General features: G+C 40.9%; 23 protein-coding genes, 2 tRNA genes, 2 rRNA genes and 1 pseudogene. 21 read left to right on the top strand and 7 right to left on the bottom strand.

The genetic code is table 11. The features are described 5' to 3' along the window. The 9 genes from ACTWPM_RS17015 to tsaD form a co-directional block, all read left to right on the top strand. Nucleotides 1-117: ribosomal RNA gene (locus tag ACTWPM_RS17015) — 23S ribosomal RNA — on the top strand; the annotation flags it as partial. Between the two features lie 91 nt (nucleotides 118-208). Further along, a 5S ribosomal RNA gene (gene rrf / locus ACTWPM_RS17020) occupies nucleotides 209-322 on the top strand. Nucleotides 323-433: 111 nt separating this feature from the next. After that, nucleotides 434-510 (top strand) — tRNA-Met (locus ACTWPM_RS17025). 180 nt (nucleotides 511-690) lie between these two features. Continuing rightward, nucleotides 691-767: transfer RNA gene (locus ACTWPM_RS17030), tRNA-Asp, on the top strand. Nucleotides 768-888: 121 nt separating this feature from the next. Continuing rightward, nucleotides 889-1,875: a thiamine-phosphate kinase gene (gene thiL / locus ACTWPM_RS17035; RefSeq protein WP_443134201.1), complete on the top strand. Its 987-nt coding sequence runs from the start codon at nucleotides 889-891 to the stop codon at nucleotides 1,873-1,875. Beyond that, the gene (gene tsaE, locus ACTWPM_RS17040) at nucleotides 1,876-2,328 is read left to right on the top strand and encodes a tRNA (adenosine(37)-N6)-threonylcarbamoyltransferase complex ATPase subunit type 1 TsaE (RefSeq protein ID WP_443134202.1); all 453 of its coding nucleotides are present in this window, start codon (nucleotides 1,876-1,878) and stop codon (nucleotides 2,326-2,328) included. It abuts the gene before it with no gap. Beyond that, nucleotides 2,328-3,011 (top strand): tRNA (adenosine(37)-N6)-threonylcarbamoyltransferase complex dimerization subunit type 1 TsaB, encoded by a 684-nt coding sequence (gene tsaB / locus ACTWPM_RS17045; protein ID WP_443134203.1) that lies wholly within the window; start codon nucleotides 2,328-2,330, stop codon nucleotides 3,009-3,011. Before tsaE ends, tsaB begins: the two co-directional genes overlap by 1 nt. A 1-nt stretch (nucleotide 3,012) precedes the next feature. Continuing rightward, nucleotides 3,013-3,456, top strand: a complete 444-nt coding sequence (gene rimI, locus ACTWPM_RS17050; RefSeq protein WP_443134204.1) for a ribosomal protein S18-alanine N-acetyltransferase — start codon at nucleotides 3,013-3,015, stop codon at nucleotides 3,454-3,456. Further along, nucleotides 3,453-4,502 carry a tRNA (adenosine(37)-N6)-threonylcarbamoyltransferase complex transferase subunit TsaD gene (tsaD, locus tag ACTWPM_RS17055; protein WP_443134205.1) on the top strand — a complete coding sequence of 350 codons (1,050 nt, stop codon included), beginning with the start codon at nucleotides 3,453-3,455 and terminating at the stop codon, nucleotides 4,500-4,502. The genes rimI and tsaD overlap by 4 nt, the downstream gene beginning before the upstream one ends. A gap of 330 nt (nucleotides 4,503-4,832) precedes the next feature. On the opposite strand, the gene ACTWPM_RS17060 is transcribed toward tsaD, so the two are convergent. After that, complete coding sequence (locus ACTWPM_RS17060) at nucleotides 4,833-6,764, bottom strand: ABC-F family ATP-binding cassette domain-containing protein (protein ID WP_443134206.1); 1,932 nt, start codon at nucleotides 6,762-6,764, stop codon at nucleotides 4,833-4,835. 166 nt (nucleotides 6,765-6,930) lie between these two features. Here ACTWPM_RS17060 and moaC point away from each other — a divergent pair, with 166 nt between their 5' ends. Both moaC and ACTWPM_RS17070 read left to right on the top strand, forming a co-directional pair. Beyond that, the gene (moaC, locus tag ACTWPM_RS17065) at nucleotides 6,931-7,416 is read left to right on the top strand and encodes a cyclic pyranopterin monophosphate synthase MoaC (protein WP_443134207.1); all 486 of its coding nucleotides are present in this window, start codon (nucleotides 6,931-6,933) and stop codon (nucleotides 7,414-7,416) included. Between the two features lie 13 nt (nucleotides 7,417-7,429). Further along, nucleotides 7,430-8,080, top strand: coding sequence for a redox-sensing transcriptional repressor Rex (locus ACTWPM_RS17070; RefSeq protein WP_443134208.1), 651 nt, complete (start codon nucleotides 7,430-7,432; stop codon nucleotides 8,078-8,080). A gap of 106 nt (nucleotides 8,081-8,186) precedes the next feature. Here ACTWPM_RS17070 and ACTWPM_RS17075 read toward each other — a convergent pair whose 3' ends face one another. Continuing rightward, nucleotides 8,187-9,011 (bottom strand): SDR family oxidoreductase, encoded by an 825-nt coding sequence (locus ACTWPM_RS17075; protein WP_443134209.1) that lies wholly within the window; start codon nucleotides 9,009-9,011, stop codon nucleotides 8,187-8,189. 251 nt (nucleotides 9,012-9,262) lie between these two features. Here ACTWPM_RS17075 and ACTWPM_RS17080 point away from each other — a divergent pair, with 251 nt between their 5' ends. Beyond that, nucleotides 9,263-10,687 carry an MDR family MFS transporter gene (locus ACTWPM_RS17080; RefSeq protein ID WP_443134210.1) on the top strand — a complete coding sequence of 475 codons (1,425 nt, stop codon included), beginning with the start codon at nucleotides 9,263-9,265 and terminating at the stop codon, nucleotides 10,685-10,687. Nucleotides 10,688-10,716: 29 nt separating this feature from the next. Here the strand turns inward: ACTWPM_RS17080 and ACTWPM_RS17085 are convergent, their stop codons facing one another. From ACTWPM_RS17085 to ACTWPM_RS17095, 3 genes are read right to left on the bottom strand one after another with little or no spacing between them, the layout of a single operon-like run. Next, a complete protein-coding gene (locus ACTWPM_RS17085) occupies nucleotides 10,717-11,268 on the bottom strand; it encodes a GNAT family N-acetyltransferase (RefSeq protein ID WP_443134211.1) in 552 nt (183 codons plus the stop codon). Nucleotides 11,269-11,285: 17 nt separating this feature from the next. Next, nucleotides 11,286-11,486: a YdiK family protein gene (locus ACTWPM_RS17090; RefSeq protein WP_443134212.1), complete on the bottom strand. Its 201-nt coding sequence runs from the start codon at nucleotides 11,484-11,486 to the stop codon at nucleotides 11,286-11,288. 1 nt (nucleotide 11,487) lies between these two features. Continuing rightward, nucleotides 11,488-12,198: a lysostaphin resistance A-like protein gene (locus tag ACTWPM_RS17095; protein WP_443134213.1), complete on the bottom strand. Its 711-nt coding sequence runs from the start codon at nucleotides 12,196-12,198 to the stop codon at nucleotides 11,488-11,490. A 306-nt stretch (nucleotides 12,199-12,504) separates the two neighbouring features. On the opposite strand from ACTWPM_RS17095, the gene groES reads away from it, so the two are divergent. After that, nucleotides 12,505-12,789 (top strand): co-chaperone GroES, encoded by a 285-nt coding sequence (groES, locus tag ACTWPM_RS17100; RefSeq protein ID WP_014641699.1) that lies wholly within the window; start codon nucleotides 12,505-12,507, stop codon nucleotides 12,787-12,789. Between the two features lie 63 nt (nucleotides 12,790-12,852). Further along, nucleotides 12,853-14,490 (top strand): chaperonin GroEL, encoded by a 1,638-nt coding sequence (gene groL / locus ACTWPM_RS17105; protein WP_224895093.1) that lies wholly within the window; start codon nucleotides 12,853-12,855, stop codon nucleotides 14,488-14,490. A gap of 89 nt (nucleotides 14,491-14,579) precedes the next feature. On the opposite strand, the pseudogene ACTWPM_RS17110 reads toward groL, so the two are convergent. Both ACTWPM_RS17110 and ACTWPM_RS17115 read right to left on the bottom strand, forming a co-directional pair. After that, a pseudogene (locus tag ACTWPM_RS17110) lies at nucleotides 14,580-15,759 on the bottom strand (tyrosine-type recombinase/integrase). 2 nt (nucleotides 15,760-15,761) lie between these two features. Beyond that, nucleotides 15,762-16,298: an ImmA/IrrE family metallo-endopeptidase gene (locus tag ACTWPM_RS17115; protein WP_443134214.1), complete on the bottom strand. Its 537-nt coding sequence runs from the start codon at nucleotides 16,296-16,298 to the stop codon at nucleotides 15,762-15,764. 734 nt (nucleotides 16,299-17,032) lie between these two features. On the opposite strand from ACTWPM_RS17115, the gene ACTWPM_RS17120 reads away from it, so the two are divergent. The 7 genes from ACTWPM_RS17120 to ACTWPM_RS17150 all read left to right on the top strand — a co-directional run bounded on the left by ACTWPM_RS17120 (nucleotide 17,033) and on the right by ACTWPM_RS17150 (nucleotide 24,450). Beyond that, the gene (locus tag ACTWPM_RS17120) at nucleotides 17,033-17,899 is read left to right on the top strand and encodes a MurR/RpiR family transcriptional regulator (RefSeq protein ID WP_443134215.1); all 867 of its coding nucleotides are present in this window, start codon (nucleotides 17,033-17,035) and stop codon (nucleotides 17,897-17,899) included. A 159-nt stretch (nucleotides 17,900-18,058) separates the two neighbouring features. After that, nucleotides 18,059-19,105: a DctP family TRAP transporter solute-binding subunit gene (locus ACTWPM_RS17125; RefSeq protein WP_443134216.1), complete on the top strand. Its 1,047-nt coding sequence runs from the start codon at nucleotides 18,059-18,061 to the stop codon at nucleotides 19,103-19,105. A 61-nt stretch (nucleotides 19,106-19,166) separates the two neighbouring features. Further along, the gene (locus ACTWPM_RS17130) at nucleotides 19,167-19,658 is read left to right on the top strand and encodes a TRAP transporter small permease (RefSeq protein ID WP_443134217.1); all 492 of its coding nucleotides are present in this window, start codon (nucleotides 19,167-19,169) and stop codon (nucleotides 19,656-19,658) included. A gap of 15 nt (nucleotides 19,659-19,673) precedes the next feature. Next, nucleotides 19,674-20,951 carry a TRAP transporter large permease gene (locus tag ACTWPM_RS17135; protein WP_443134218.1) on the top strand — a complete coding sequence of 426 codons (1,278 nt, stop codon included), beginning with the start codon at nucleotides 19,674-19,676 and terminating at the stop codon, nucleotides 20,949-20,951. A 96-nt stretch (nucleotides 20,952-21,047) separates the two neighbouring features. Then, nucleotides 21,048-22,085 (top strand): zinc-dependent dehydrogenase, encoded by a 1,038-nt coding sequence (locus ACTWPM_RS17140; RefSeq protein ID WP_443134219.1) that lies wholly within the window; start codon nucleotides 21,048-21,050, stop codon nucleotides 22,083-22,085. Between the two features lie 16 nt (nucleotides 22,086-22,101). Beyond that, nucleotides 22,102-22,926, top strand: a complete 825-nt coding sequence (locus tag ACTWPM_RS17145; protein ID WP_443134220.1) for a class I fructose-bisphosphate aldolase — start codon at nucleotides 22,102-22,104, stop codon at nucleotides 22,924-22,926. Nucleotides 22,927-22,962: 36 nt separating this feature from the next. Further along, the gene (locus ACTWPM_RS17150) at nucleotides 22,963-24,450 is read left to right on the top strand and encodes a xylulokinase (protein ID WP_443134221.1); all 1,488 of its coding nucleotides are present in this window, start codon (nucleotides 22,963-22,965) and stop codon (nucleotides 24,448-24,450) included. Nucleotides 24,451-24,510: the final 60 nt, after the last annotated feature.

Consider the following 24,510-nt stretch of genomic DNA (forward strand, 5'->3'; position numbering starts at 1 on the left):
TTTCCCCTTACGCCAAGTAAGTAAGATCCCTCAGAGACGATGAGGTTGATAGGTCCGAGGTGGAAGCGTGGTGACACGTGGAGCTGACGGATACTAATGGATCGATGACTTATCTATCCTTTAAAAAGAAGTCGGAAGAGACGTTCGCTCGTCCGATGGTTGAATGATCCTTATCCAGTTTTGAGGGTTCACCTCAAACTGTATATGATGTGGTGGTGAAGGCGAAGAGGTCACACCTGTTTCCATGCCGAACACAGAAGTTAAGCTCTTCAGCGCCGATGGTAGTCGGGTCGATCCCCGTGAGAGTAGGACGCCGCCACGTTGTATCAATTTTTTATCGAGAATACTTTTTCCTTAACTTGGGAATAATATAAGTATGACTCACACATTAGCATAATTTTATGGGAACATTTTTAATAACTTCCCACACTATCGCGGGGTAGAGCAGTCTGGTAGCTCGTCGGGCTCATAACCCGGAGGTCGCAGGTTCAAATCCTGCCCCCGCAACCAATTAATATTGATGTACTACGTCGAACTTACATCCTTGTTCATCAATAATGGTAGCACTGTAAGTGCAACCAAATAATTTCAACTAACTACGTAGACAAATTTTATGTGAAACTGCCTTATTCTTCAACTACTCTGTTTTAGTTGATTTTTTTAAATTTTATACATATATTTACTTTTACTGGTCCGGTAGTTCAGTTGGTTAGAATGCCTGCCTGTCACGCAGGAGGTCGCGGGTTCGAGTCCCGTCCGGACCGCCACTTTTAAATTATTTTTCCAACCTTAGGAAGCATTCCTAAGGTTTTTATTATGGATTTTTTTATAAAAGGTGTTCTCTTGGTATAATAGTTAGAAGGAGCTATGCTATATAGGAGGCACAACATGGACGAATGGCAATTTATTAAATCAATTCAGCCCAGTTATTACCGTCAGTCCACACTAATTAAAGGTGTGAGTGATGATGCTGCGGTTTTTAGACCGACAGATAAAGATGTGGTTACCGCTGTAGATACGATGGTGGAAGGGGTTCATTTTTCAAGAAAAACAATGGAGCCTTATCATATCGGGTACCGCGTGCTGGCAGCCAACTTAAGTGATTTAGCTGCGATGGCCAGTACTCCAGCTTTTTATTTAGTTTCTATCGTGATCCCAGAAGGGTGGAGCGAATTGGAATTGAAGGAGCTCTATTCTGGTATGCAGGATTTAGCCTCCTTTTATAAGATGGACCTGATTGGAGGGGACACCGTGTCTGGCAGTGAGCTCTCAATTTCGGTTACAGTGATTGGTTACGTCGAGAAGGAGAAAGCGAGGTATAGATCTCAAGCAGAGCCCGGGGATATTGTATTTGCAACCGGGACCCTTGGAGATTCGAGAGCCGGGTTGGAAGTTCTGTTGAACGGTTTATCTAAAGAAGTAGCTTCAGAGGAATTTTTCATTGAAAGACATCGGACACCGGACCCTCGAGTTTCTTTTGCGCTGGCGCTTGATAAGATTCCAAGAACCGCTCTTAATGACATTAGTGATGGTGTTGCCAATGAAGCAAATGAAATAGCTGAAGCCTCCTGTGTTGATGTACACTTGGATATGGACAAACTTCCCTTTACGTCCGCTATGAAAGAACTCTTTCCAGATACATATAAAGAATGGATGCTTTCCGGAGGAGAAGACTTTGAACTGGTTGGAGCCGTGGAGAAGTCCTGGTGGCCGACAGTCCAACAAATTGCAGAAAAGACGGGAGTAAAGGTAAGCAAGATTGGATCGGTACAGACTATGGAGAGAAAAGAGCCTTGCGTATATTTACATGAAGATGGAAAGAAGAAGGTATTAACGAAATCCGGATACACACATTTAAAGAAAAAGGGTGAGTAGATGGCCGTACATCAATGGAAAAGTTCTTCTCCTGAGGAAACGATGGCTTTTGCTGAGAAGCTGGGTCATCGACTTCGTGCGGGAGATGTATTAACATTAGAAGGAGACTTAGGTGCTGGTAAGACAACTTTTACAAAAGGTCTGGGGATAGGCCTTGGAGTGAAGCGTACCATCAATAGTCCAACTTTTACTATTATGAAAGAATATATGGGACGCCTGCCTTTTTATCATATGGATGTCTATCGTCTTGAAGATAGCGATGAAGATTTAGGTTTTGAAGAGTTTTTTGAAGGGGAGGGCGTATGCGTCGTAGAATGGGCGCATTTCATTGAGGAATTTCTTCCTGAAGAACGGCTGGATATAACCATCTCATACGATAGTGAGTCTAGCCGGACCATTTATCTTAAAGCTGCTTCTGCACATTTTGACGAGGTTTGTAAGGAGATTACGTAATGAATATATTATCAATTGATACTTCTAATTATGTTATGGGAGTAGCAGTCGTAAAAAGCGGCACGGTCGTAGGTGAATATACGACGAACATTAAAAAGAATCACTCGATCCGTCTAATGCCGGCGATTGATCATCTAATGAAGGAAACCAATACTCGACCGGAGGATCTGGACAGAATTGCCGTAGCTCGTGGACCTGGATCCTATACAGGAGTAAGGATAGGTTTAACAACGGCTAAGACGATGGCGTGGGCACTGGATATATCGGTTGTAGGTGTTTCAAGCCTTGAAGCCGCAGCCAGACAAGGTGTATTTTTTGACGGTTATGTATGTCCTTTTTTTGACGCGAGACGGGGCCGTGTGTACACCGGTCTTTATAATAAAAACATGGAAATTGTAAAGCCGGAGACAAATATTTTGATGCAAGACTGGTTAAAAGAAGTACAACATCTGGATAAGCCAATTTTATTCTTGAGTCAGGATGTACACGTCTATGAAGAGATAGTCAAAGACACGTTAGGAGACCAGGCGGTTATCCCGGAAAGCCCTTATAACTTTGCCAGGCCTTCTCTTATTGCTCTGGCAGCACAAATAAAAGAACCTGAGAGTCTTCATGAGCTCGTACCTAATTACCTTCGCCTGCCGGAAGCAGAAGCTAAATGGCTGGCCCAGCAGGAGAAGTAAGATGACTTCTATACGAAAAATGACCTTAGAGGATATTGATGAAGTAATGGAAGTGGAACGTGCTTCCTTTGCTGTACCCTGGACGGAGGGTACGTTTCGGCAGGAAGTTGAGGATAACCCGTACGCGCATTATTATGTGATTGAAAAAGATGATCATGTGGTGGGTTACTGTGGGCTCTGGCTCGTTATTGATGAAGCACACGTTACTAATATCGCCATCCATCCAGAGGCACGCGGGAATAAATTTGGGGAACAGTTATTTAAGCACTCGTGTGACGAAGCAATCCAGCATGGAGCGATTCAGTTATCTTTGGAAGTAAGAGTTTCGAATACGGCTGCGCAGCATATGTACCGGAAATTCGGTTTAGTCCCAGGGGGCATCCGGAAGAGGTATTATACAGATAATGGAGAAGATGCGCTAGTCATGTGGGTGGGATTAAAATGAGTGAAGATCAGTATATCTTAGCTATTGAAACGAGCTGTGATGAGACAGCTGTAGCCATTGTGAAAAATGAAAGAGAGCTCATTACAAACGTAGTGGCCTCTCAAATTGAAAGCCATAAACGTTTTGGCGGCGTAGTTCCTGAAATTGCGTCTCGCCATCATATTGAGCAGATTACAATTACACTTGAGGAAGCTTTGAGCGAAGCAGACCTTACGATAGACCATATGGATGCTATTACAGTCACAGAAGGACCAGGATTAGTGGGCGCGTTGCTGGTAGGGGTAAATGCGGCCAAATCCATCGCGTTTGCCAAACAGAAACCGCTTGTCGGGGTGCACCATATTGCTGGTCATATTTACGCCAATCGTTTGGAGAAGGAATTCGAGTTTCCTTTACTATCTCTTGTCGTTTCCGGAGGTCATACCGAGCTGATTCTTATGAGGGAGCACGGATCCTTTGAGATCATTGGAGAAACACGTGACGATGCAGCAGGCGAAGCTTATGATAAGGTAGCTAGAACATTAAAGCTTCCTTATCCCGGCGGACCAGAAATTGACCGTCTCGCTGCAGAAGGGGAAGAATCGATTGATTTTCCAAGAGCATGGCTTGAAAAAGGGTCTTATGACTTCAGCTTTAGCGGATTGAAATCAGCAGTCATCAATCGTCTCCACAATGCTGAACAAAAAGGAGAAATATTAAGACCGGAAGATGTGGCTGCCAGCTTTCAGGCAAGCGTGGTGGACGTGTTATCCACAAAGGCTTTCCGAGCCGCAGAAGAGTATGGTGTAAAACAGCTAATTGTGGCTGGAGGAGTAGCGGCTAATAAGGGACTTCGCAAAGCACTTGTTGATAAGTTTGAAAAATCTGAAACGGAGCTGTTAATTCCGCCCATGCATTTGTGTACGGACAATGCGGCTATGATTGCTGCCGCAGGAGCCGTGGCTTATAATCAGGGACATCGTTCAGGCTGGGACTTGAATGCCAATCCTGGGTTTGATCTAGAGCAATATGGCGAGCGGAAACGTACAGCTGAAAACTCTCCTTAAGTTCATTAAGGAGAGTTTTTTATGGGGAATTATAAGATAAGTTATGCACAAATGTATATTTATACTGTTGATAAGTTAGAAAGGTTCTATTAATAAAGACAAAGAAAACGGTGCCAAAAATGTGGATAACATTTCGTTTATTTGTGGATAATGTGTATAAACCTGTTGAGAACTATTAAAAACGGTGCACAACTGTTGAAAAATGTGTGGATAAAATGTATTCAATCATACACGCCTATACAAGGGTAATTTGGATAAAAATAGGCACCTCAGGTCATCCAGTTTCTGGATGACCTGAGGTGCCTTTCATTTTCTATTCTTTTAGTTAAGTTATTCGTGGAGAGATTCCCATTCTTCCATCAGCTTTTCCACACGCTGCTGGGTTTGTGTGCTGCTTTCTGTAAGCTCAAGGGAGCGTTCATGGTCTTGATAGACTTCAGGGTCGCATAACAACTCTTCGATTTCTTCAAGTTTAGCTTCCAGTTCTTCAATTTCTTCTTCAATTTCAGCTATCCGGCGGTTTTTCTTGCGCTCTTCCCGTTTCACTGCTTTATCTTCCTGAAAGCTGTTTTTTGCCTGCGGCTCTTTAGTCTGCGGTTCATTTTCCAGCCGTTCAGCTTCTTCTATTTGCTGAAGCTCATACTCTTCCTGCTTTTTATTCACATAATAATCATAGTCACCGAGGAACAGACGAGTTTCTTCCGGCAGCATTTCCACAACGTTTGATGCGATTTTGTTAATAAAGTAACGGTCGTGGGAAACGAACAGCAGGGTACCCGGATAATCAATAAGAGCTGCCTCCAGCACTTCTTTACTGTCTAGATCCAGGTGGTTGGTCGGCTCATCGAGTACAAGGAAATTGGCTTCAAGCATCATCAGTTTCGCTAATGAAAGACGGGCTCTTTCGCCGCCGCTCAAAGCGGAAACCGGCTTCAGCACATCTTCACCTGAGAACAGGAAGTTTCCAAGTACGGTACGAATATCTTTTTCATTTTTAAAAGGATAGTCATCCCAGAGCTCCTGCAGTACATTCTTCTTAGGGTTAAGCTTGGTCTGTTCCTGATCGTAATAGCCAATTTGGACATTGGTTCCAAGCTTGATATCACCTTTAGCGGCTTTTAATTCGCCAAGGATTGTTTTAAGAAGGGTTGTTTTACCAACACCATTGGGCCCAACGAGCGCAACCGAATCCCCGCGGCTTAAGTCGAAAGAGACATTATCAAATACGTAGGACTCTTCATTGTACTTGAAACCAAGGTCTCTCAGCTTCAGAACATCATTACCGCTTTTTTTAGAAATCTGGAAGCTGAATTTCGCCGATTGATTATCATCTTTAGGCTTATCCAGCTTGTCCATCTTCTCAAGCTGCTTCCGCCTGCTTTGTGCTCGCTTACTCGTGGTCGCACGGACGATGTTCTTTTGAATGAAATCTTCCATCCGCTTAATTTCTTCTTGCTGCTTTTCAAAGTGCTTCATTTCAATCTCAAAATCGGCTTCTTTTTTCTTCAAATAGTCACTGTAGTTCCCTGGGTACTTCTTAGAAGATTGAAAGGCGATCTCATAAACGGTGTTTACGATCTTGTCCAGAAAATAACGGTCGTGGGAAACAATGACGACAGCGCCTTTGTAGCCTTGTAAGTATCCTTCCAGCCACGAGAGAGTATCGATGTCCAGGTGGTTGGTTGGCTCATCGAGAATTAGAACATCTGGACTGGTCAATAATAACTTACCAAGAGCGAGACGAGTTTTCTGCCCGCCGCTTAGTGACGTAATCGGTGTGTTCCAGTCAAAATTATGGAAGTTCAATCCATTCAGAACGGATTTAATTTCCGTCTCATATTGATAGCCGCCCGCCGTTTTAAAATACTCCTGCTTCCGGTCATAGCTGGACAGGAGCTGTTGATAGCGCTCGGGGTCATCCATAAGATCTGGGTCAGCCATATCAACTTCCATGGCACGCAGTTCGTCCTCCAGACTCTTCAAATGAGAGAATACCTTCTCCATTTCGTTCCATATTGTTTCCTCGGACTGCAGACCTGTATCCTGAGCCAAGTAGCCGACAGTTGTTTCCTTTGGTTTAAAAATGTCCCCGGAATCATAACTCATTTCACCGGCCATCATCTTCAGCAACGTTGATTTTCCTGTGCCATTTCGGCCGACAATCGCGATGCGATCATTCATTTGTACTTCCAATTTAATATTAGATAAAATCAATTCCGCTCCAAATCGTTTGGTTAATTGATTTAATTGCATGAGAATCATGTCGTTTCACCTCAATGAGATAAGTGTATCGTATCGGGGATTCTTCTAGCAAGGTAATGACCCTGAGTTTGTGAAATCTTTAACGTCTAGCCGTTGATTTTTTGTTAGAATAAGAGTAATGTAACTAACAGTTAGTTTGTGAATTTGTTCGAAAAGGGGAAAGAACATGTCAGAGTTTACACACTTTAATGAACAGGGACGCGCCCGTATGGTGGACATCTCTAATAAAGGAGAAACGGTACGTACGGCAGCGGCCTTCACAAGTGTACAAGTCAACGAAGAAATTTATCATAAAATTACCAATCAGGAAATGGCCAAAGGCGACGTACTCGCGGTGGCGCAAGTGGCAGGCATTATGGCTGCGAAGAAAACATCGGACTGGATTCCCATGTGTCACCCGCTGTCTTTAAGCGGGGTCGATGTTTCGTTCAACTGGGAAACAGGCAATTCTTACACGTTAGAGATTCAAGTGGCTGTCAAAACAAAAGGAAGTACAGGCGTAGAAATGGAAGCGTTAACTGCTGCTTCCGCTACAGCATTGACGGTTTATGATATGTGTAAAGCTCTTGATAAGGGAATGGTTATCGGGCCGACCTATCTAATCGAAAAAACAGGCGGCAAAACCGGTGATTATCAACGAGAGAGCCGGTAAAGGAGGCAGAGTCATGGATTTAGAAGAACATACTAAGATCCCTCAAGCTACAGCAAAGCGATTGCCGTTGTATTACCGCTTTTTAAACAATCTGCACAGCCAGGGAAAAATGCGCGTCTCATCGAAAGAGCTGAGCGAAGCGGTGAAAGTCGATTCCGCTACGATCCGCCGCGATTTTTCCTACTTTGGAGCCCTCGGGAAAAAAGGGTATGGCTATAATGTAGAGTACTTATTATCATTTTTCCGAAAGACGCTTGATCAAGATGAAACCACGAAGGTTGCGTTAATCGGAGTAGGTAATCTGGGGACCGCATTCTTGAATTACAATTTCACAAAAAATAATAATACGAAAATAGAAATTGCCTTTGACGCCAGTCGTGAACGTGTAGGAAGCGAAGTGGGAGGCGTCCGTGTCGAACACATAGACGATTTGGAAGCGAAGATGGGGGACCTGGCTGTTGCCATTCTTACCGTTCCAGCTTCTGAAGCTCAAGGTATTGCGGATCGTCTCGTGGATGCAGGAGTCAGCGCGATTCTGAACTTTACTCCGGCGCGGATTACTGTGCCGTCCCATGTCCGTGTGCACCATATCGACCTCGCTATCGAACTGCAGGCGCTCGTTTATTTTCTAAAACATTATCCTCTGGATGAGGAAGAAGAATAATGAAGAAGAACAGTCCAATGATGATTGGGCTGTTTTTTTGTGGGAGAGAGGGGCCTGGCTGACTAATAAGATAGGCTCAGAGTTCTTCACCCTGAGCCAGATCTAATTAATCGGTAGTTTTTTTCCATTGATCATCGATCAGCATTTTACCTGGCCACGTGTAAGCCATAATGCCGCCATCTACTGTAATATCCTCCCCGGTGATATACGAGCTCTCGTCTGAGGCTAAGAACAGCGCGACATTTGCGATTTCTTTAGGATCACCCAGACGCCCCATCGGAGTGACCCACTTATTGGCTTCACGGAATTCACGGCCCTGCTCCTGTTGTTTCGAACCGGCAAGTTCATCGATCAGCGGTGTTTCAATCGTACCTGGAGCGATAGAGTTCACGCGGATGCCTTCACGTGCATAATCGATGGCCGTGGCTTTCGTGAAGTTCGTAATCCCGCCTTTAGCTGCATTATATCCGGAGCGGTCCAGATCAGCGGCCCTTCCGGACATCGATGACGTATTAATAATCGATCCGCTGCCTTTTTCCAGCATGAGTGGGAGTAAGTATTTGCTTGTTAAGAAAGTACCACGCAGATCCACTGCGATAATTTGGTCGAACAGCTCTACGGGATATTTGTGGACTTTTCCACCTTCTTCGTCAATCCCGGCATTATTGAATAAGACATCTATGGATCCGTATGTTTCTTTTACGTGATTGGCTAAGCTTGTTACGCTTTCTTCTTTTGATACGTCTACATATACAAATTCGGCTTTTCCACCGTTTTCTTTCACTTCATTAACAGTGTTTTGAACTTCATCTTCGTTTACATCCGCACAGACTACCGTCGCACCTTCTTCAGCAAAAAGCTTGACCGTTGTCTGGCCGATTCCTGTAGCAGCCCCTGTTACCACGGCTACTTTTTGATCTAGTCGTCCCATTTTTCGCTAACCTCCTTCAAATCGTTCTTCTACTGCATACCCCCCTTTTTTATAGAAAAAACTCTCCCTATCTCTTTAAAACGCTTCCAACCGGCTGAAAATGTTTTTTTAATTTCTGAAGTGGAATAATCTAAAAGGAGCTTTGAAACGCCTGTGAAAAAGGGTAAGCATACACGTGGAGAAACACGATAATCAGTGATATAGTTATAAAATAATTCGAGTTCCGAAGTAATCAAGAGAGGAGGCATCTGATGAGTAAACTGCCAAATAAATGGCTGGTAGTTGTATCAGTTCTATTCGGTACATTCACAGTCATTCTTAATAACAGTATGTTAAATCCAATCCTTCCGAAGTTTATTGAGATCTTCGACTCCAATGCGGTAGCTGTTGGGTGGATCTTAACCATTTTCATGGTCTCTATGGGAATGACAATGCCGCTGACGGGTTATTTTGGAGACCGTTTTGGCAAGAAAAAAGTGTACGTGACCGGACTTGCCATTTTTATTGCGGGTTCGCTGTCCGGCTTTTTTTCAGAAACATTAGCCATGGTTATCATCTCCCGTGCCATACAGGGGATGGCTGGCGGATTAATGCTTCCTATTGCGATGGCGTTAATCTTTAATTCCTTCCCTAGACATGAGCGTGGTCTGGCTGTGGGGGTATATGGCATCGCTGCGATGGTCGCACCAGCGATCGGACCAACGATCGGTGGCTTCTTAATTCAATACCTTGAATGGCCCTGGCTGTTTGCGTTTAACATCCCATTCGGATTAACAGGATTAATACTATCTTCTAAATTCCTGGAACGAACAGAAACGCATCCCGAGAAGAAATTCGATTTAGTTGGATTCTTAATCATCACTTCGGGCATTGGCGCGGTTCTGTTTGCCCTGGGGCGGGGACGAACCGTCGAAAATCTATTCGATCCTCTAAATATAACTTTGATTGTCGGGGGACTGGTTGCCGTTGTTTTATTCGTATTCTATGAAAACCGCCAGGACGATCCGTTACTGAACTTATCTGTTTTCAAAGTACCTACGTATTCGGTATCTATCATTGTAACGAGTGCAGCTTCCATTGGGTTGTTTTCAGGTATATTCCTGCTGCCTTTACTCATTCAAAACGTTTATGGAATGAGTGCGGTCATGACCGGACTGCTCTTCCTGCCGGCAGCGGCTGCGAGCGGTGTCTTCATGTCTCTTGGGGGACGGCTGCTCGATAAAAAAGGACCCAAGTACGTCGTGCCACCGGGTCTCACGATTATGGCACTTGCGACACTTGGATTAAGTTTTCTGCAGCTAGGTACGCCTTACTGGCTGATTCTTGCGTTGAACACAGTCCGAGGCATGGGTATGGGAATGAGCAATATGCCAGCGACGACTTCCGGTATGAACTCGATTCCGGAGCCGCTCGTAGCGCAAGGGTCTGCAATGAACAACATTATCCGGCAGATTTCTTCTTCCTTAGGTATCGTGTTCTTTTCCATTTATTATGAAGTGAGACGCGCTCAGGTGTCGGCAGCTCCTGACATTGATATGCAGGCGGCTACCTTGCAGACACTGAATGAAGCTTTTCTCGTATCTGCGATCGTGCTGCTGATTGCCCTGCCATTTTCCTTTATCTTAAAAGGGGTGCAGGACGATAAAAGTACAGATCAGCAGGAAAAAGAAGCCTAATAAAAACGCAGGGATAAGACAATGAAGTCTTATCCCTGCGTTTTTTGATTCCAATCTTTTCGTAATAGTCCGTACAGCAGCATATCGTAGGCCCGTCCATCACGGAGAATAAACTCCCGGTGTGAACCTTCGTGTACGAAGCCAAGCTTTTCATATAAACGGCGGGCCGCGGTATTGTATTCAAAAACGGTAAGCTGCAATCGATGCAAGTTAAGCTCGTGGAAGGCAAACTGGATTAAAAGCTCCATGGCCTCTGTTCCATAGCCCTTACCGTACATATCCGGGTCACCGATTCCAATAGTCAGCCAGGCATTCTGCTGGGTCCAGAGAATGCCGTCAAGCTCGACAAACCCGATAAACTGATCAGCTTCCTTAATCGCAAAGAGGAAATGGCTGTCGTGCTCGTGCGCTTCGTCCCGCCATTTCCGCAAGTCTTCCGCTCGTTTCGGCTTTGCAGGAAGGGCATCCAGATGCCTCGCGTAATCGGTTGTATTGTACCATTTCGTCATGTGATCAATATCATGATCGTCGAGCAGTGTCAGCCTGACACGTTCGCCAGCAAGTAAAGGTTCCAACGCCATTCCCTCCTTAGGCTTCATCATTTATTATTCGACTTGTTCATACGAACATGCAGATTATACAAACGGATCGCCACGATGAAATTTACTGTAGCGACACCCGATAGGACAATCGTGGTAACGTTCCAAATCGTTTCCACTGCGGCCTGGGAAGCGAGAAACATAAATGCGATTCCCACACCGAAGTAAAGCACAGCCATAAGCAGTGGTGAAGTCCTCATATTATAAAAATCCTCCAATAAAGATGGTTTCCAATTGTTCCTGCATTCGCCGGATATCTTCCTCATCCACAAAGTATTGTGTAATGACAACAAACGAGTTCATGGCCATATGAGCAATGATTGGGGTAATAATTCGTTTAGTTTTCACATATAGGAAGGCGAATACGACTCCCATGGAGAAGTAAACAAGCATGTGCTTAAAATCAAAGTGAAAGGCACCGAATACCAGCGCAGAGACTAAGACGGCAAGCAGGAAATTCGTCCGCTTATAGATCGAACCAAAAATCACCTTCCGGAAAATGATTTCTTCAGTAATCGGAGCGAATAATACAGGGAGCAGAATAAACAATGGAGATTCACGGGCAATCTCCATAAGCCCCATCGTATTTTCTGAGCCAGGCGCAATCCCGAATAATTCTCTTTCAATAATAGCGGCAGTACCCTGGGCCAGTAAGGCTAAGAAGACCCCGAGGATGGACCACAGGACGATACCACCCGGTCCTGCCTTATCTTCCCGCATCGCGGTTTCTTTCATATCAGGTTTAAGCAGAACGATGATAATGATCGTTGCGGCTAAAAAGCTCAGCACGGACCAGATCGCAATCGCATCATAATTGCTGACGCCAAACAGCTTGACGATCGGTACACCAATTAAGGCAGAGAGCTGAGCGGCGACGTACGTTAAAATAATATACCAATAGCGATTTGGCATAGGTGAACGACTCCTTTTATCTATATATATGATGAAAGTTCATGCATGCGATATTCAACAAAGCTTACGCCTTAAAATATCTCACAATTCATACTTTATGTATTTTATCATAGTTTCAAAACCATCCCTAAGGATAAAGGGTTATCGTACATAATTTGTCGAAAAAAGATGTGAAAATTTTCTAGGTTTTCTACTTGAAAAATGAAAGTGAATTGATTATGATAAGAATTGTGTTAGCACTCATGTATCACGAGTGCTAATAAACGACAAAAATTGAAATCAACCTTATCAAGGAGGGTGTCCTAATTGTTAAAGCCACTTGGTGATCGTATTGTTATTGAACTAATCGAAGAAGAACAGACTACTGCGAGCGGTATCGTACTTCCGGATTCTGCGAAGGAAAAGCCGCAAGAAGGTAAAGTCATTGCTGTCGGTACAGGCCGCATCACGGATAACGGAGAGAAAATTGCTCTTGAAGTCGCACAAGGCGACCGTGTGATTTACTCGAAGTTTGCCGGTACTGAAGTTAAGTATGAAGGCAATGAATACTTGATTCTGCGCGAATCAGATGTACTAGCTGTTATTCAATAATTACAACCATCTCATACTTATAGATGAAGAATCGGTACGATTTTAATAAGGAGGGCATTTTTAATGGCTAAAGAAATTAAGTTTAGTGAAGACGCACGCCGCGCGATGCTTCGCGGAGTAGATACATTAGCAGATGCTGTAAAAGTAACACTGGGACCAAAAGGACGTAACGTTGTTCTAGATAAGAAATTCGGTTCCCCACTAATTACAAACGATGGTGTAACCATTGCTAAAGAAATCGAACTTCAGGATCACTTCGAAAACATGGGCGCTCAGCTTGTGTCCGAAGTAGCTTCCAAAACAAACGATGTTGCCGGTGACGGTACAACAACTGCAACGGTTCTAGCGCAAGCGATGATCCGTGAAGGTCTGAAAAACGTAACATCCGGTGCGAACCCAGTAGGCATTCGCCGCGGAATTGAAAAAGCAACAGAAATCGCTACTCAAGAACTACGCAAGATCTCTAAGCCAATTGAAGGCCGTGAGTCCATTTCTCAGGTTGCTTCCATCTCAGCATCCGATAACGAAGTCGGCCAGCTGATTGCTGAAGCGATGGAGCGCGTAGGAAACGACGGCGTTATTACTATTGAAGAATCTAAAGGTTTCAACACAGAACTAGAAGTGGTTGAAGGTATGCAGTTCGACCGCGGCTATGCTTCTCCATACATGGTTACAGACCAGGATAAAATGGAAGCGGTTCTTGAAGATCCTTACATTTTAATTACTGATAAGAAAATCAACAACATCCAGGAAGTACTTCCTGTACTTGAGCAAGTGGTACAGCAGTCCAAGCCATTGCTACTGATCTCTGAAGACGTAGAAGGTGAAGCACTTGCTACACTTGTTGTGAACAAACTGCGCGGTACATTCAACGCTGTATCCGTAAAAGCACCTGGATTTGGTGATCGTCGTAAAGCTATGCTTGAAGACATCGCAACTCTAACAGGTGGCCAAGTTATCACAGAAGATCTGGGTCTTGAACTGAAGAATACAACAATTGATCAGCTTGGACGTGCGTCCAAAGCGGTCATCACGAAAGAAAATACAACAATCGTTGAAGGGAACGGAGATCCACAGCAAATCGCTTCCCGCGTAGCTCAAGTCCGTGCCCAGGCAGAAGAATCTACTTCTGAATTCGATAAAGAAAAACTACAAGAGCGTCTTGCGAAACTAGCAGGCGGCGTAGCTGTTATCAAAGTCGGCGCAGCTACAGAAACAGAATTGAAAGAGCGTAAACTACGCATCGAAGACGCCCTGAACTCTACAAGAGCAGCTGTAGAAGAAGGAATCGTTGCCGGTGGTGGTACAGCTCTAGTAAATATCATCAACTCTGTTGAAGGACTTGGCTTAGTTGACGACGAAGCAACTGGCGCAAGCATCGTACTTCGTGCTCTTGAAGAGCCTGTACGTCAAATCGTCCACAACGCTGGTCTTGAAGGATCCATCATTGTCGAGCGTCTGAAAGGCGAAGAAGTCGGCGTAGGATTCGATGCAGCTACCGGCCAGTGGGTTAACATGGTTGAAAAAGGTATCGTAGACCCTACGAAAGTAACACGTTCTGCACTTCAAAACGCAGCTTCCGTAGCCGCTATGTTCTTGACTACTGAAGCCGTAGTCGCTGATCTTCCTGAGGAAGACAACGGCGGTGGCGGCGGTATGCCAGACATGGGTGGCATGGGCGGAATGGGCGGCATGATGTAATCATGCCCCCACAGCCCTTGATATCAAGGGTTTAGCTTCACCCTGAGAGTCAAAATGACATACTTTTGACATACCTGGCGGGGAAAACACTATAAATCTAATGAGCCTCTCATAAGTTCACTGAACTTTTGGGAGGCTTTTTCTTCCATGTTTTCAGTTATATGTGCGTATATATTCATGGTTGTGTTTATATCACCATGACCTAATCGCTGCTGAATTTCTTTAATTCCTACTCCAGCTTCAATTAATAGAGATGTGTGCGTGTGTCGTAAGGAGTGAGGGGTAAGTTCCTTATCGATACCACTAATCTTTAGTAGGCGTCTCATATGGGTATTTACGGTCTTTAAGAATTCAGGGTATCCAAGGTTCTTAACTTCCTTAGCAAAAACAAAATCCAATTGAGTATATTTCGTTCTTCATTTTTTCAATGAGATCATCCTGGTGTTCCTTGTGTTTTTTGAGGACCTCCATAACTCCAACGTCCATTTTTAGCGTTCTAATCGATCCTTTAGTTTTGGGAGTCAGTAATTGATAATCTTTTGTTCTATTGTTGGGATTGTAATACGTTTTTGTTACTCTTAAGGTTTTTTTATACATATCTATATCCGACCATTTTAAGGCGATCAGTTCACCTACCCGTAACCCACTATAAGCAAGTGTCAGAAACATGGGGTAGTCTTTATCAATGCCACTTTCCTTGGCAGCATTAAGAAAACGAATAAGTTCTTCTTTTTCCATAAATTTAATTTCACCTTTACTGCTTTCTACCTCCTCAACGGTTTCCACTTTACGTGGAATTTTTGCAAAATCGCAAGGACTGTCCTTAATGATGTTAAACTCCACAGCTTTTCTAAAAACCATTCTACCTGTTGCATGAATGCCATCCAAAGTATTAAACGCATAGCCTGCACTATGCAGCGAAGCAAGCATGGCTTGATACTGTTTACGCGTGATATTTTTTATTTTTTTATTTCCAAAAAATCTATTTAAGTGATCCAAGTTATGCTTCCGATTTCTCACTGAACTAATTTTAGCGGTTTCACTATAAGTTCCGATCCATTCTGCAGTAAATTCTTGAAAAGTAATGTTCTGTTCCTGAACATATGTGTTTTCAAATACTTCTTTTTCTACTTCAACCGCAGCCATTTGAGCTTCTTTTTTTGCCTTAAAGCCCCCTTTAGATGTGAATTTCTTTCGGCCTGTAGTTGGATCAATACCTGTATATATTTGAAAGTACCAGCTACTTCCTCTTTTTCGGTAATTAGCCATAATTATCCCTCCTTTTTTATATTAATAAATTTAGAGTTAACGGACGGTACAATTCGACTTTTAATTTTCTCTAAGCGTTCAACACAAACATTCTTTGGGATCACAAAATCTCGTGACAACTGGTCAACAATTGTTGGGTTAGCGATGTTATATTCATTAATCATATGAATAGGAAGTGAAGCGTAAAGAGTGAAATGCCGGGCGTCTCTTTCCTGAAGTTCGTAAAAAGAGTAAGGCATGATAGATTGACGACCTGCATGCCTTACAGCGTGGCATAGCTCATGAAAAAATTGTTCTCGTGGTTGTATATACGGTAGACGACTATCCAAGACAATTTCCTGAAACTTCCCTACTTTCATGTAACTAGCTTGAGTAGGTCTAGAAGTGACAAAAATTTGTGACTCTGTTCCAATGCTATATACATTTAGATCATTCGGTTCTGTAAATTTGTGTTTTTTATACCACTGAGTTATTAGGTCTTCTAGAATTGTGGTTGTGTAGTAAGGAAACCTCAAACTAATCACCATCCTTACAAGCATTATACGAACGTGTGTTCCGTTAATCAACAACTGGTTACAAAAAAATGGGATAAAAAGTAGGGGTAATCGTAAATGGGAATTTAGATTTTTTATTTCAAAAAACCTTAAGTATTGGAATTCATCTCCAAACAGAAGAGGTGGCTATTGATCAATTAAAGAGTTATTTGGTTGAGGTGGGCGAACACCTAAAACCTTCTAGTCTTGGACATGAGGTTCGTTTCCTTCGATCTTTTTTTCAAGTGACTACATGAATAGGACGTTACCAACGAAAATCCCGCGATTAATTTAAAAGAACATTAAGTTGGTAAAAGAATCCCTAAGTTCCTATCAGATGGAAATTGAACAATTTAGAGAACCATACTTAACATACATGAAAACGGCTCTATTCGAATTTTTTATTCAATTGCGTGTGGTATCCGGAAGTTAGTAAATCTGAATTGCGAGGATATCAATTTTTTAGCAAGTACGGTTATTTTAAAGCGAAAAGGAGATACCACTATCTTTATATGAGTTATAAAAACCGGGACGCTTTATTATCATGATGTCCGGAATAAAAAGAATAGTGTACAAGACGGATAAATACTTGAATTTAGACAGGATTAAGGAAGGTAAAGTGGCTAAAGTATCCTTCGACTCTCACTATTGTTTAAATAAGTATAGGGCTATATTGCCTCAATTGATTTATTATAATAGAATTAGACATATTACTCGATTATTTTATTAGGAGGATGAAAATGGACGATTTAACAATAAACAAAAATCCAGGTTTTTCAGCAAGAAGTAAAGTAGCATTTGTAAAATTAAGAGGATCAGAAAGAAAAATTGTAGAATTTATTGAAAAGCATCAAGATGAAATAATCCATCTATCAATTACTGAAGTAGCTGAAAGAAGCGAAACCAGTGAGTCTTCGGTTGTTCGTTTATGTAAGAGGCTTGGTTATAAAGGTTTCCAAGACTTAAAAATTAATTTAGCTAGAGAAGTAATTAAACCAGAGAAGCAGATACATGAAGTTATTGAAAAAGATGATGATGTTATTTTAATTAAAAGAAAAATTTTCCAGTCAAATATTCAAGCTTTATATGACTCTGTAGAAGTATGCGATAATGAGGAACTTATTCGTGCTGTTGATGCTATTTCAAAGGCTGAATTTATTGAATTTTACGGTTCAGGAGGGTCAGGAACAGTTGCATTAGACGCTCAACATAAATTGTTAAAACTTGGAATAAAGTCTTTTGCTTACAATGATTCAACTCTACAAGCAATGTCTGCCAGCGTTTTAAACGAGAAAGATGTAGTTATTGCCATATCTCATACAGGGTCAAGCAAAGAAGTTTTAAATGCTATAAAGTTAGCAAAAGACGCTGGCGCTACTGTTATATGTATTACTAATTCTTCAAAGTCACCTATCACTAAGGTATCTGATATAGTGCTTCAAACTGCATCTAAAGAAACGCTATTTCGTACAGATGCAATTTCCTCAAGAATTGCTCAATTAACGATCATAGATATCCTTGTAGCTTCAATTGCAAACACTAAATACGATTATTACCTTAACAATTTACAGAATACAAGAAAATCTACGATTGATAAAAAGCTTTAGTGGTTATATGAAGGAAATATTCATTTTTTTTACAAAAATGTTGAAGGAAATTACCACCATATGTTACGATACCTTTAACAGATTAGTTATCTGAAATTTCAAACTAGGCACGTTTTTTAGACCTTTTTATGAAAGCGTTGCCAAAAAGGGGAGGAAACCTTGAAGAATTATTTTTTTGCAATTTCAATCGTATTTTTTCTAATGTTTTTGGTAGCCTGTGGAAATAGTGAGGATGCTAGTAGTTCAGAAGGTGAGGGATCAGAGGGTAATGAAGAAACGGTCAGTTTTAATTTATCAACTCCAGATCCTGAAGAAGCAAATGTAACAGTGGCCGCAAAAGAATTCGCCAAGGTTGTGGAAGAAAAAAGTGAAGGATCTATTGAAATAAAAGTCCATCCAAATGGAACGTTGTATGGTGGCGATCCATCAGCAGCTGTAAAACAACTAGGGTCGGGAAGTCTTGATATGTTGGTTTTATCAACTTCTTTATATGCCAACTTTGAGCCAAGGTTTAGTGCAATTAGTGTTCCATACTTATTTGATGATACCGAACAGTTTGTATCTTTTTTGAACGGAGATTTAGGTGAAGAGTTGTTAGGGTCAGTATCTGAACTTGATATTAAAGGACTCGGTTATTGGACTCGTGATTTTAGACAAATAACAAATTCTCAACGTCCAATAGAAGAGCCTGAAGATTTAGACGGTCTTAAATTGAGAGTTCCAAACAACCCGCTATGGGTTGAATTTTTCAAAGGAGCCGGTACTGCAACTACTCCAATGGATTTTGGAGAAGTATATAATGCGCTCCAATTAGGAACAATTGATGGCCAAGAAAATCCTCTAGGAGTGATTTCTTCAGCTAAAATGTATGAGGTACAAGAATATTTAACTATTTCTAATCATATGGCAGATGGGTGGCTAGTTGGAATAAACCAAAGTAAATATGACCAATTAAGTGATGATCAAAAACAAATTTTAGAGGAAGCAACAAAAGAAACACAAGGGTGGTCATTAGATTATAACCAAGAGCAGGCTGAATCTATAATCGAAAACCTTGAAAAAGAAGGAATGAAGGTTAATAGTTTAACTGAAGAACAACAACAAAAGTTCATTGAACTTTCACAAGAGGCTTATCCAGCCTTTAAAGAGGTTGTGGAAGATGAAGAATTCTTTGAGAAAGTACTGAAATCTGTAGGGAAAGACTGATTTATCTTAAATGGCGGCCTTGAAATATATAGGCCGCCTCATAACTAGAAGGAGACAAATCATGAAAAAGAGAAAATTAAGTAAGTTGGATAAGCTTTTTCATATTTTTAATAAAATAACTTTTATTTTTGCGATATTAACCTCAGCATCAATTTTTATTGTTGTTATATGGCAAATCGTAGGAAGATTGATAGGGCACCCAGCTCCATGGACAGAAGAACTAACTCGATTCATTTTTATTTGGATGATATTTTTAGGGATTGGGATTGGATTTAGAAAAGTTGAATCTGCTAGAGTTACAGTTTTCCTGAAAATATTACCTAAATTTATACAAAAGATTTCGGTGTGGATTTACTCAATTGCTACCATTTCATTTTTTACCTTCATGGTTGTATATGGAGTGGAATTCATGTCGCAACAAATATCTACAAACGAAACAAGTTCTGTTGTTTCATTACCTATGTGGCTCATGGGGATGTCTGTTCCAAGTGCAGGTGCAATAGGTATCATTAATGTAGTTCAGTCTCTAGTTTATGACCGAGAGCTAATATAGGAGGTACCCCAAGTTATGTCTATATTCCTACTAGTAATGTTTTTCCTTCTAATTTTCATAGGAGTTCCAATAGCTATATCTCTCGGGCTCTCCGTAGTAACGACGATAGTATTATTTACTGATGTACCAGTTAGTATTGTTATTCAATCTATGTATAGTTCCATGAATAGCTTTATTATGGTAGCAGTTCCTCTATTTATCCTTGCCGGAATTATTATGGATGAGGGTGGTATAGCTGAGCGGATTTTTGACTTTGCGAAGAGTATTGTAGGCTGGATAACAGGTGGATTAGGGCACGTTAATATATTTGCAAGTCTTATCTTTGCAGGAATGGCTGGATCCTCGGTAGCAGATATCGCAAGTACTGGGAGAATAACTATAAATGCAATGAAACGTGATAATTATCCCTTAAAATATGCTGCGTCGCTTACACTTATCACTTCAATATTAGCTACTATTGTCCCACCTAGCATTTTAATGATTGTAGCTGCCTCTACTGCGGGGGTATCTATTAGCGCTGCATTAATAGGTGGACTTGTTCCAGGGGCTATCATTGCGGTTATCTTTATGGTTTATAATTATCTTTATAGTAAAAAGCATGGACTTGGTACAATTCAAAAATTTGAATGGAAAAATGTAAAAAAAGAGTTTATTCGGGCTTTCCCGGCGCTTCTTGCGCCTATTATACTAATCGGAGGTATTCTAAGTGGGTATTTCACCCCTACTGAAGCCGCAGCGATAGCCGTTTTATATACTTTACTTATAGCTATGTTTGTGTATAAAGGTTTGCCTTTTAGAAAACTTCCTAACATCTTTCTTAGAACAGTAAACCTTACAGGGACCATTTTATTCATAGCAGTTGCGGCAATGCCAGCAGGATGGGTGTTTGAATATGATGGACTACCAACTAGATTGGCGAGTTTCATCAGTGGATTGAGTGACAGTTCTCTAGTGATTATGCTTCTACTCTTTGTTTTTTTAATTATTGTTGGAATGTTTATGGATGCAACAGCCGCAATATTTATCTTAGTTCCAATATTAATGCCAACGGTTATGGTAGCTGGGATTGATCCTGTATTTTTTGTCATTTTCATGGTTATATCTCTTTCAATTGGCTTAATCACACCACCTATCGGTGTTTGTCTATATGCTGCTTGTAACATTACAGGTTTAAAAATAGAAGAATTAAGTAAGGCAACATTACCTTGGTTAGGAATTACCTTTGGAACATTAATACTATTTGTGTTGTTTCCAGAGGTGATTATGACTCCACTTAGTTGGCTAGGATTCTAAATTAAAAAAGAAAATTATTTTCTTTTTTTTAAATTATTTATGGAGGAAATCACCACCATTCAAAGAAGAAAGTATATTGAAAAGGATGGATGTATAATGAAAGCTGCAGTATTTCACGGTCCTAATGACCTGAGAATGGAAGAGGTTAAAAAACCAGTAATTAACGAACATGAAATTTTAATGAGAGTTAATGTAAGTGCAATTTGTGGAACGGACGTTCGTATTTATGAGGGAAAGAAAACTAAAGGAGTGAGAACCCCTTCGATTATTGGACATGAGCTCGTGGGCACAATTGCAGAAAAGGGATCTGAAGTTTCGGGTTTTACTGTCGGAGAAAGAGTGGGAGTCATTCCTGTTATACCCTGCGGTCGTTGCTATTACTGTATGAATGGTCGGGAAAATGTTTGTGCAAATCGAACAGCAATTGGTTATGAATTTGATGGGGGTTTTGCTGAATACGTAAAAATACCGAAAATTGCTTTGCAATCTGGAAACTTAGTTAAGTTACCAGATAATGTATCACTTGAAGAAGCAGTTATAACGGAACCTCTTGCTTGTTGTTTGAATGGTCAACGCAAAGCTAACGTCAAAACGGGAGACACAGTCGTTGTTATTGGAGGTGGTCCAATTGGCCTTATGCATGTACAGTTAGCAAAAATAGCTGGAGCAAAAAACGTAATATTAAGTGAACCCATTGTTCATAGAAGAGAAAAAGCATTGTTAGCAGGTGCAAATTTTACAGTTAATCCAGAAACGGACTCACTAGAAACAGTAGTATTAGATAATACCGACAATTTAGGTGCTGATGTAGTAATCATGGCAATTGGCGTTCCGGCTCTAGTGAATTCTTGTGCGAAATTATTAAAGAAGGGAGGGACATTAAACTTGTTTGCTGGTTTTACTAAGGGTGTATTGGGTGAAATTGACCCGAATGTTATTCATTACAATGAAATCACTTTGAATGGAACGTCAGCTCTAACGCGATCCGATTATTATAATTCACTTTCTCTAATTGCTTCAGGACAAATCAATACAGAAGTATTAACGACCACAGGTTATAAATTAGAAGATATTCAAAAAGCAATATTGGATGTCCGAAATGGTAACGGTATGAAATCCGTTATTAATATATAATAAAGGAGAGAACACAATGGGACTATTAGGTAAGGAAATTAGAATGAATCGTTTAATCAATCAGGATTCTGGTAAGTTGTTAGCAGTAGCTGTGGATCAAGCAATGGCTAGAGGTGTTTTTGATGAGTTAATGCCTATTGACAGGAAAGTAAATGAAATTATTGCTGGTGAGCCTGATGCAATAACTATGCATAAAGGAATTGCTGATACATGCTTCAGAAAGCATGCAGGAAAAGCAGGATTGATTCTAAAAGCTTCTACTTTCTCTCCTTGGCAACCTAATTACGATACATGGGTTACAGAGGTAGAGGAAGCAATAAGGTTAGGTGCTGATGCTGTTTCTATGGGATGTATTGTAGGAGGAGATGATCAGCCTGAGCAATTACGTAATTTAGGAATCATTTCTGGTCAAGCTTCAAAACATGGACTACCTTCAATTGCTCATATTTATCCAAGAGGGAATCAAATTCCTGAGGATGAAAAAAATGATTGGAGACATGTGGCTTATGCAGTCCGTGCTGGTGCAGAGCTAGGTATTGATATCGTTAAGACAAAATATACGGGGGATCCAGAATCTTTTCATAAAGTTGTATCTTCTACTCCAGGTAAAGTTGTTGTTGCAGGAGGAGATATAGGAAATAATGTAGAGGACTATTTCCAAATGGTGCATGATGTGATTGAAGCAGGAGGGGATGGAATTACGTTTGGTCGGATCGTTTGGAATAACAATAATCCAACAGCAATTGTGAAAGCATTCAGAAACATCATTCACGAAAAAGGAACAGTAAAAGAAACTATTGAACTTTACAATGAACTAATTAATCAACCAGCAAACTTTTAAAATAACTAACCTATAAATTATTAGGGTGGTGTGTTTATGTCTCATGTGATTGGAATAGATATAGGGACAAGTGGAATTAAAGTAGGAGGAATGAATGCAAATGGGGAGCTAGGGTTTATTGAGTATGAACCCTACCCTCTTCACCACCCCAAAAAGGGATGGGTTGAAATTGACTTAGAAGATATATGGGGAAGAACCAAAGAATTGCTACTGAAAGTTATGAAGAAAATACATAAAGATGGGTGTATTGAAGCTATCTCTCTATCTTCCTTTTGCAACTCTTCCGTTTTTCTAGATAAGGACGGTGAACCGCTCTATCCAGGGATTATGTATTTGGATCAAAGAAGCAAAGAAGAATCAGAATGGATTAAAGAGGTCGTTCCAGAAGATAAAATCTTTGAAATTACTAAAAACAGATTAGAACAGGGTATGTATTCAATTACATCACATTTATGGTTCAAAAACCATCAATCTACTAAATATAAACAAACATATAAGTGGGGGAATTTATCCACTTATATATTGAATAAACTTACAGGTAGTTTCGTCATGGATTGGACCCAGTCCTCTTTTTCCGGAATGTATGACGTTGAAAAATATGAATGGTCCAAAGAAATCTGTGATGAAGTTGGAATAGATATGGAAAAACTCCCTGAGGTGGTTGATCCATGTTCGATAATAGGTTATTTAAATTGTTCGGATATTCCAGTAAGTGGAGTGCCTGTAATAGCAGGAGGCGCAGATACAGCTTGCTCTACATTGGCTTTAGGCATTCAACCAGGGGGAGTTTTTGAATCAGTTGGAACTTCTAATGTGCTGACCGCATGCACCGAAGACCTTTCTCTACTAGATAAGAGGTTCTTAAATAGATGTCATATTATTAAAAATCAATGGTTATCACATGGTGCTATGTCTTTTCCTGGCGCTGCTATTGAATGGTTTTACAAAGAATTCCTTAAGGAAGAAAATGACTCTAAACAAATTCTTGAAAGCCTTCCGATGAGATCGAAAGTTGGTTCTAATGGAGTGTTTTTCCTTCCTTATATGCAAGGAGAAAGATCACCGATATGGGACCCTAATTCCAGGGGGACTTTTGTAGGTATATCTTTGAATACAACTAAAGCGGATATGCTCAGAGCTATTTTAGAAGGTTGTTCTTTTGGAATAAGACAAATTCATGACATCTTTACAGAAACTTATAAATTTAAATATGAAAAACTTCAATCAATAGGAGGCGGTTCGAAGAATCAAACTTGGGCACAGATAAAATCTACTATTTTAAATAAAAATATTGAAATCAAAAGCGTTTCTGAGACAGGAGTTTACGGGGCATGTTTAATCGCAGGGACTTCTGTTGGTTATTATAAATCATTAGAAGAAGCGTCCTCTCTTATAGAAAATAAAACAACTCAGCTCATCAAGCCCAATTTAGATGAATTGAACACTTATAGTGATCATTATAAGGTTTTTAATGAATTGTACCCATCTTTAAAACAATTTTTCGCTAAGAGTATGGAACTCTAAAATCGATTCAAAAAGAATTGAGAATATAATACAAGATAAGTCACTTGATTCTATATAAAG

The organism is Halobacillus sp. K22, from assembly GCF_052246795.1.
GTDB lineage: Bacteria > Bacillota > Bacilli > Bacillales > Halobacillaceae > Halobacillus.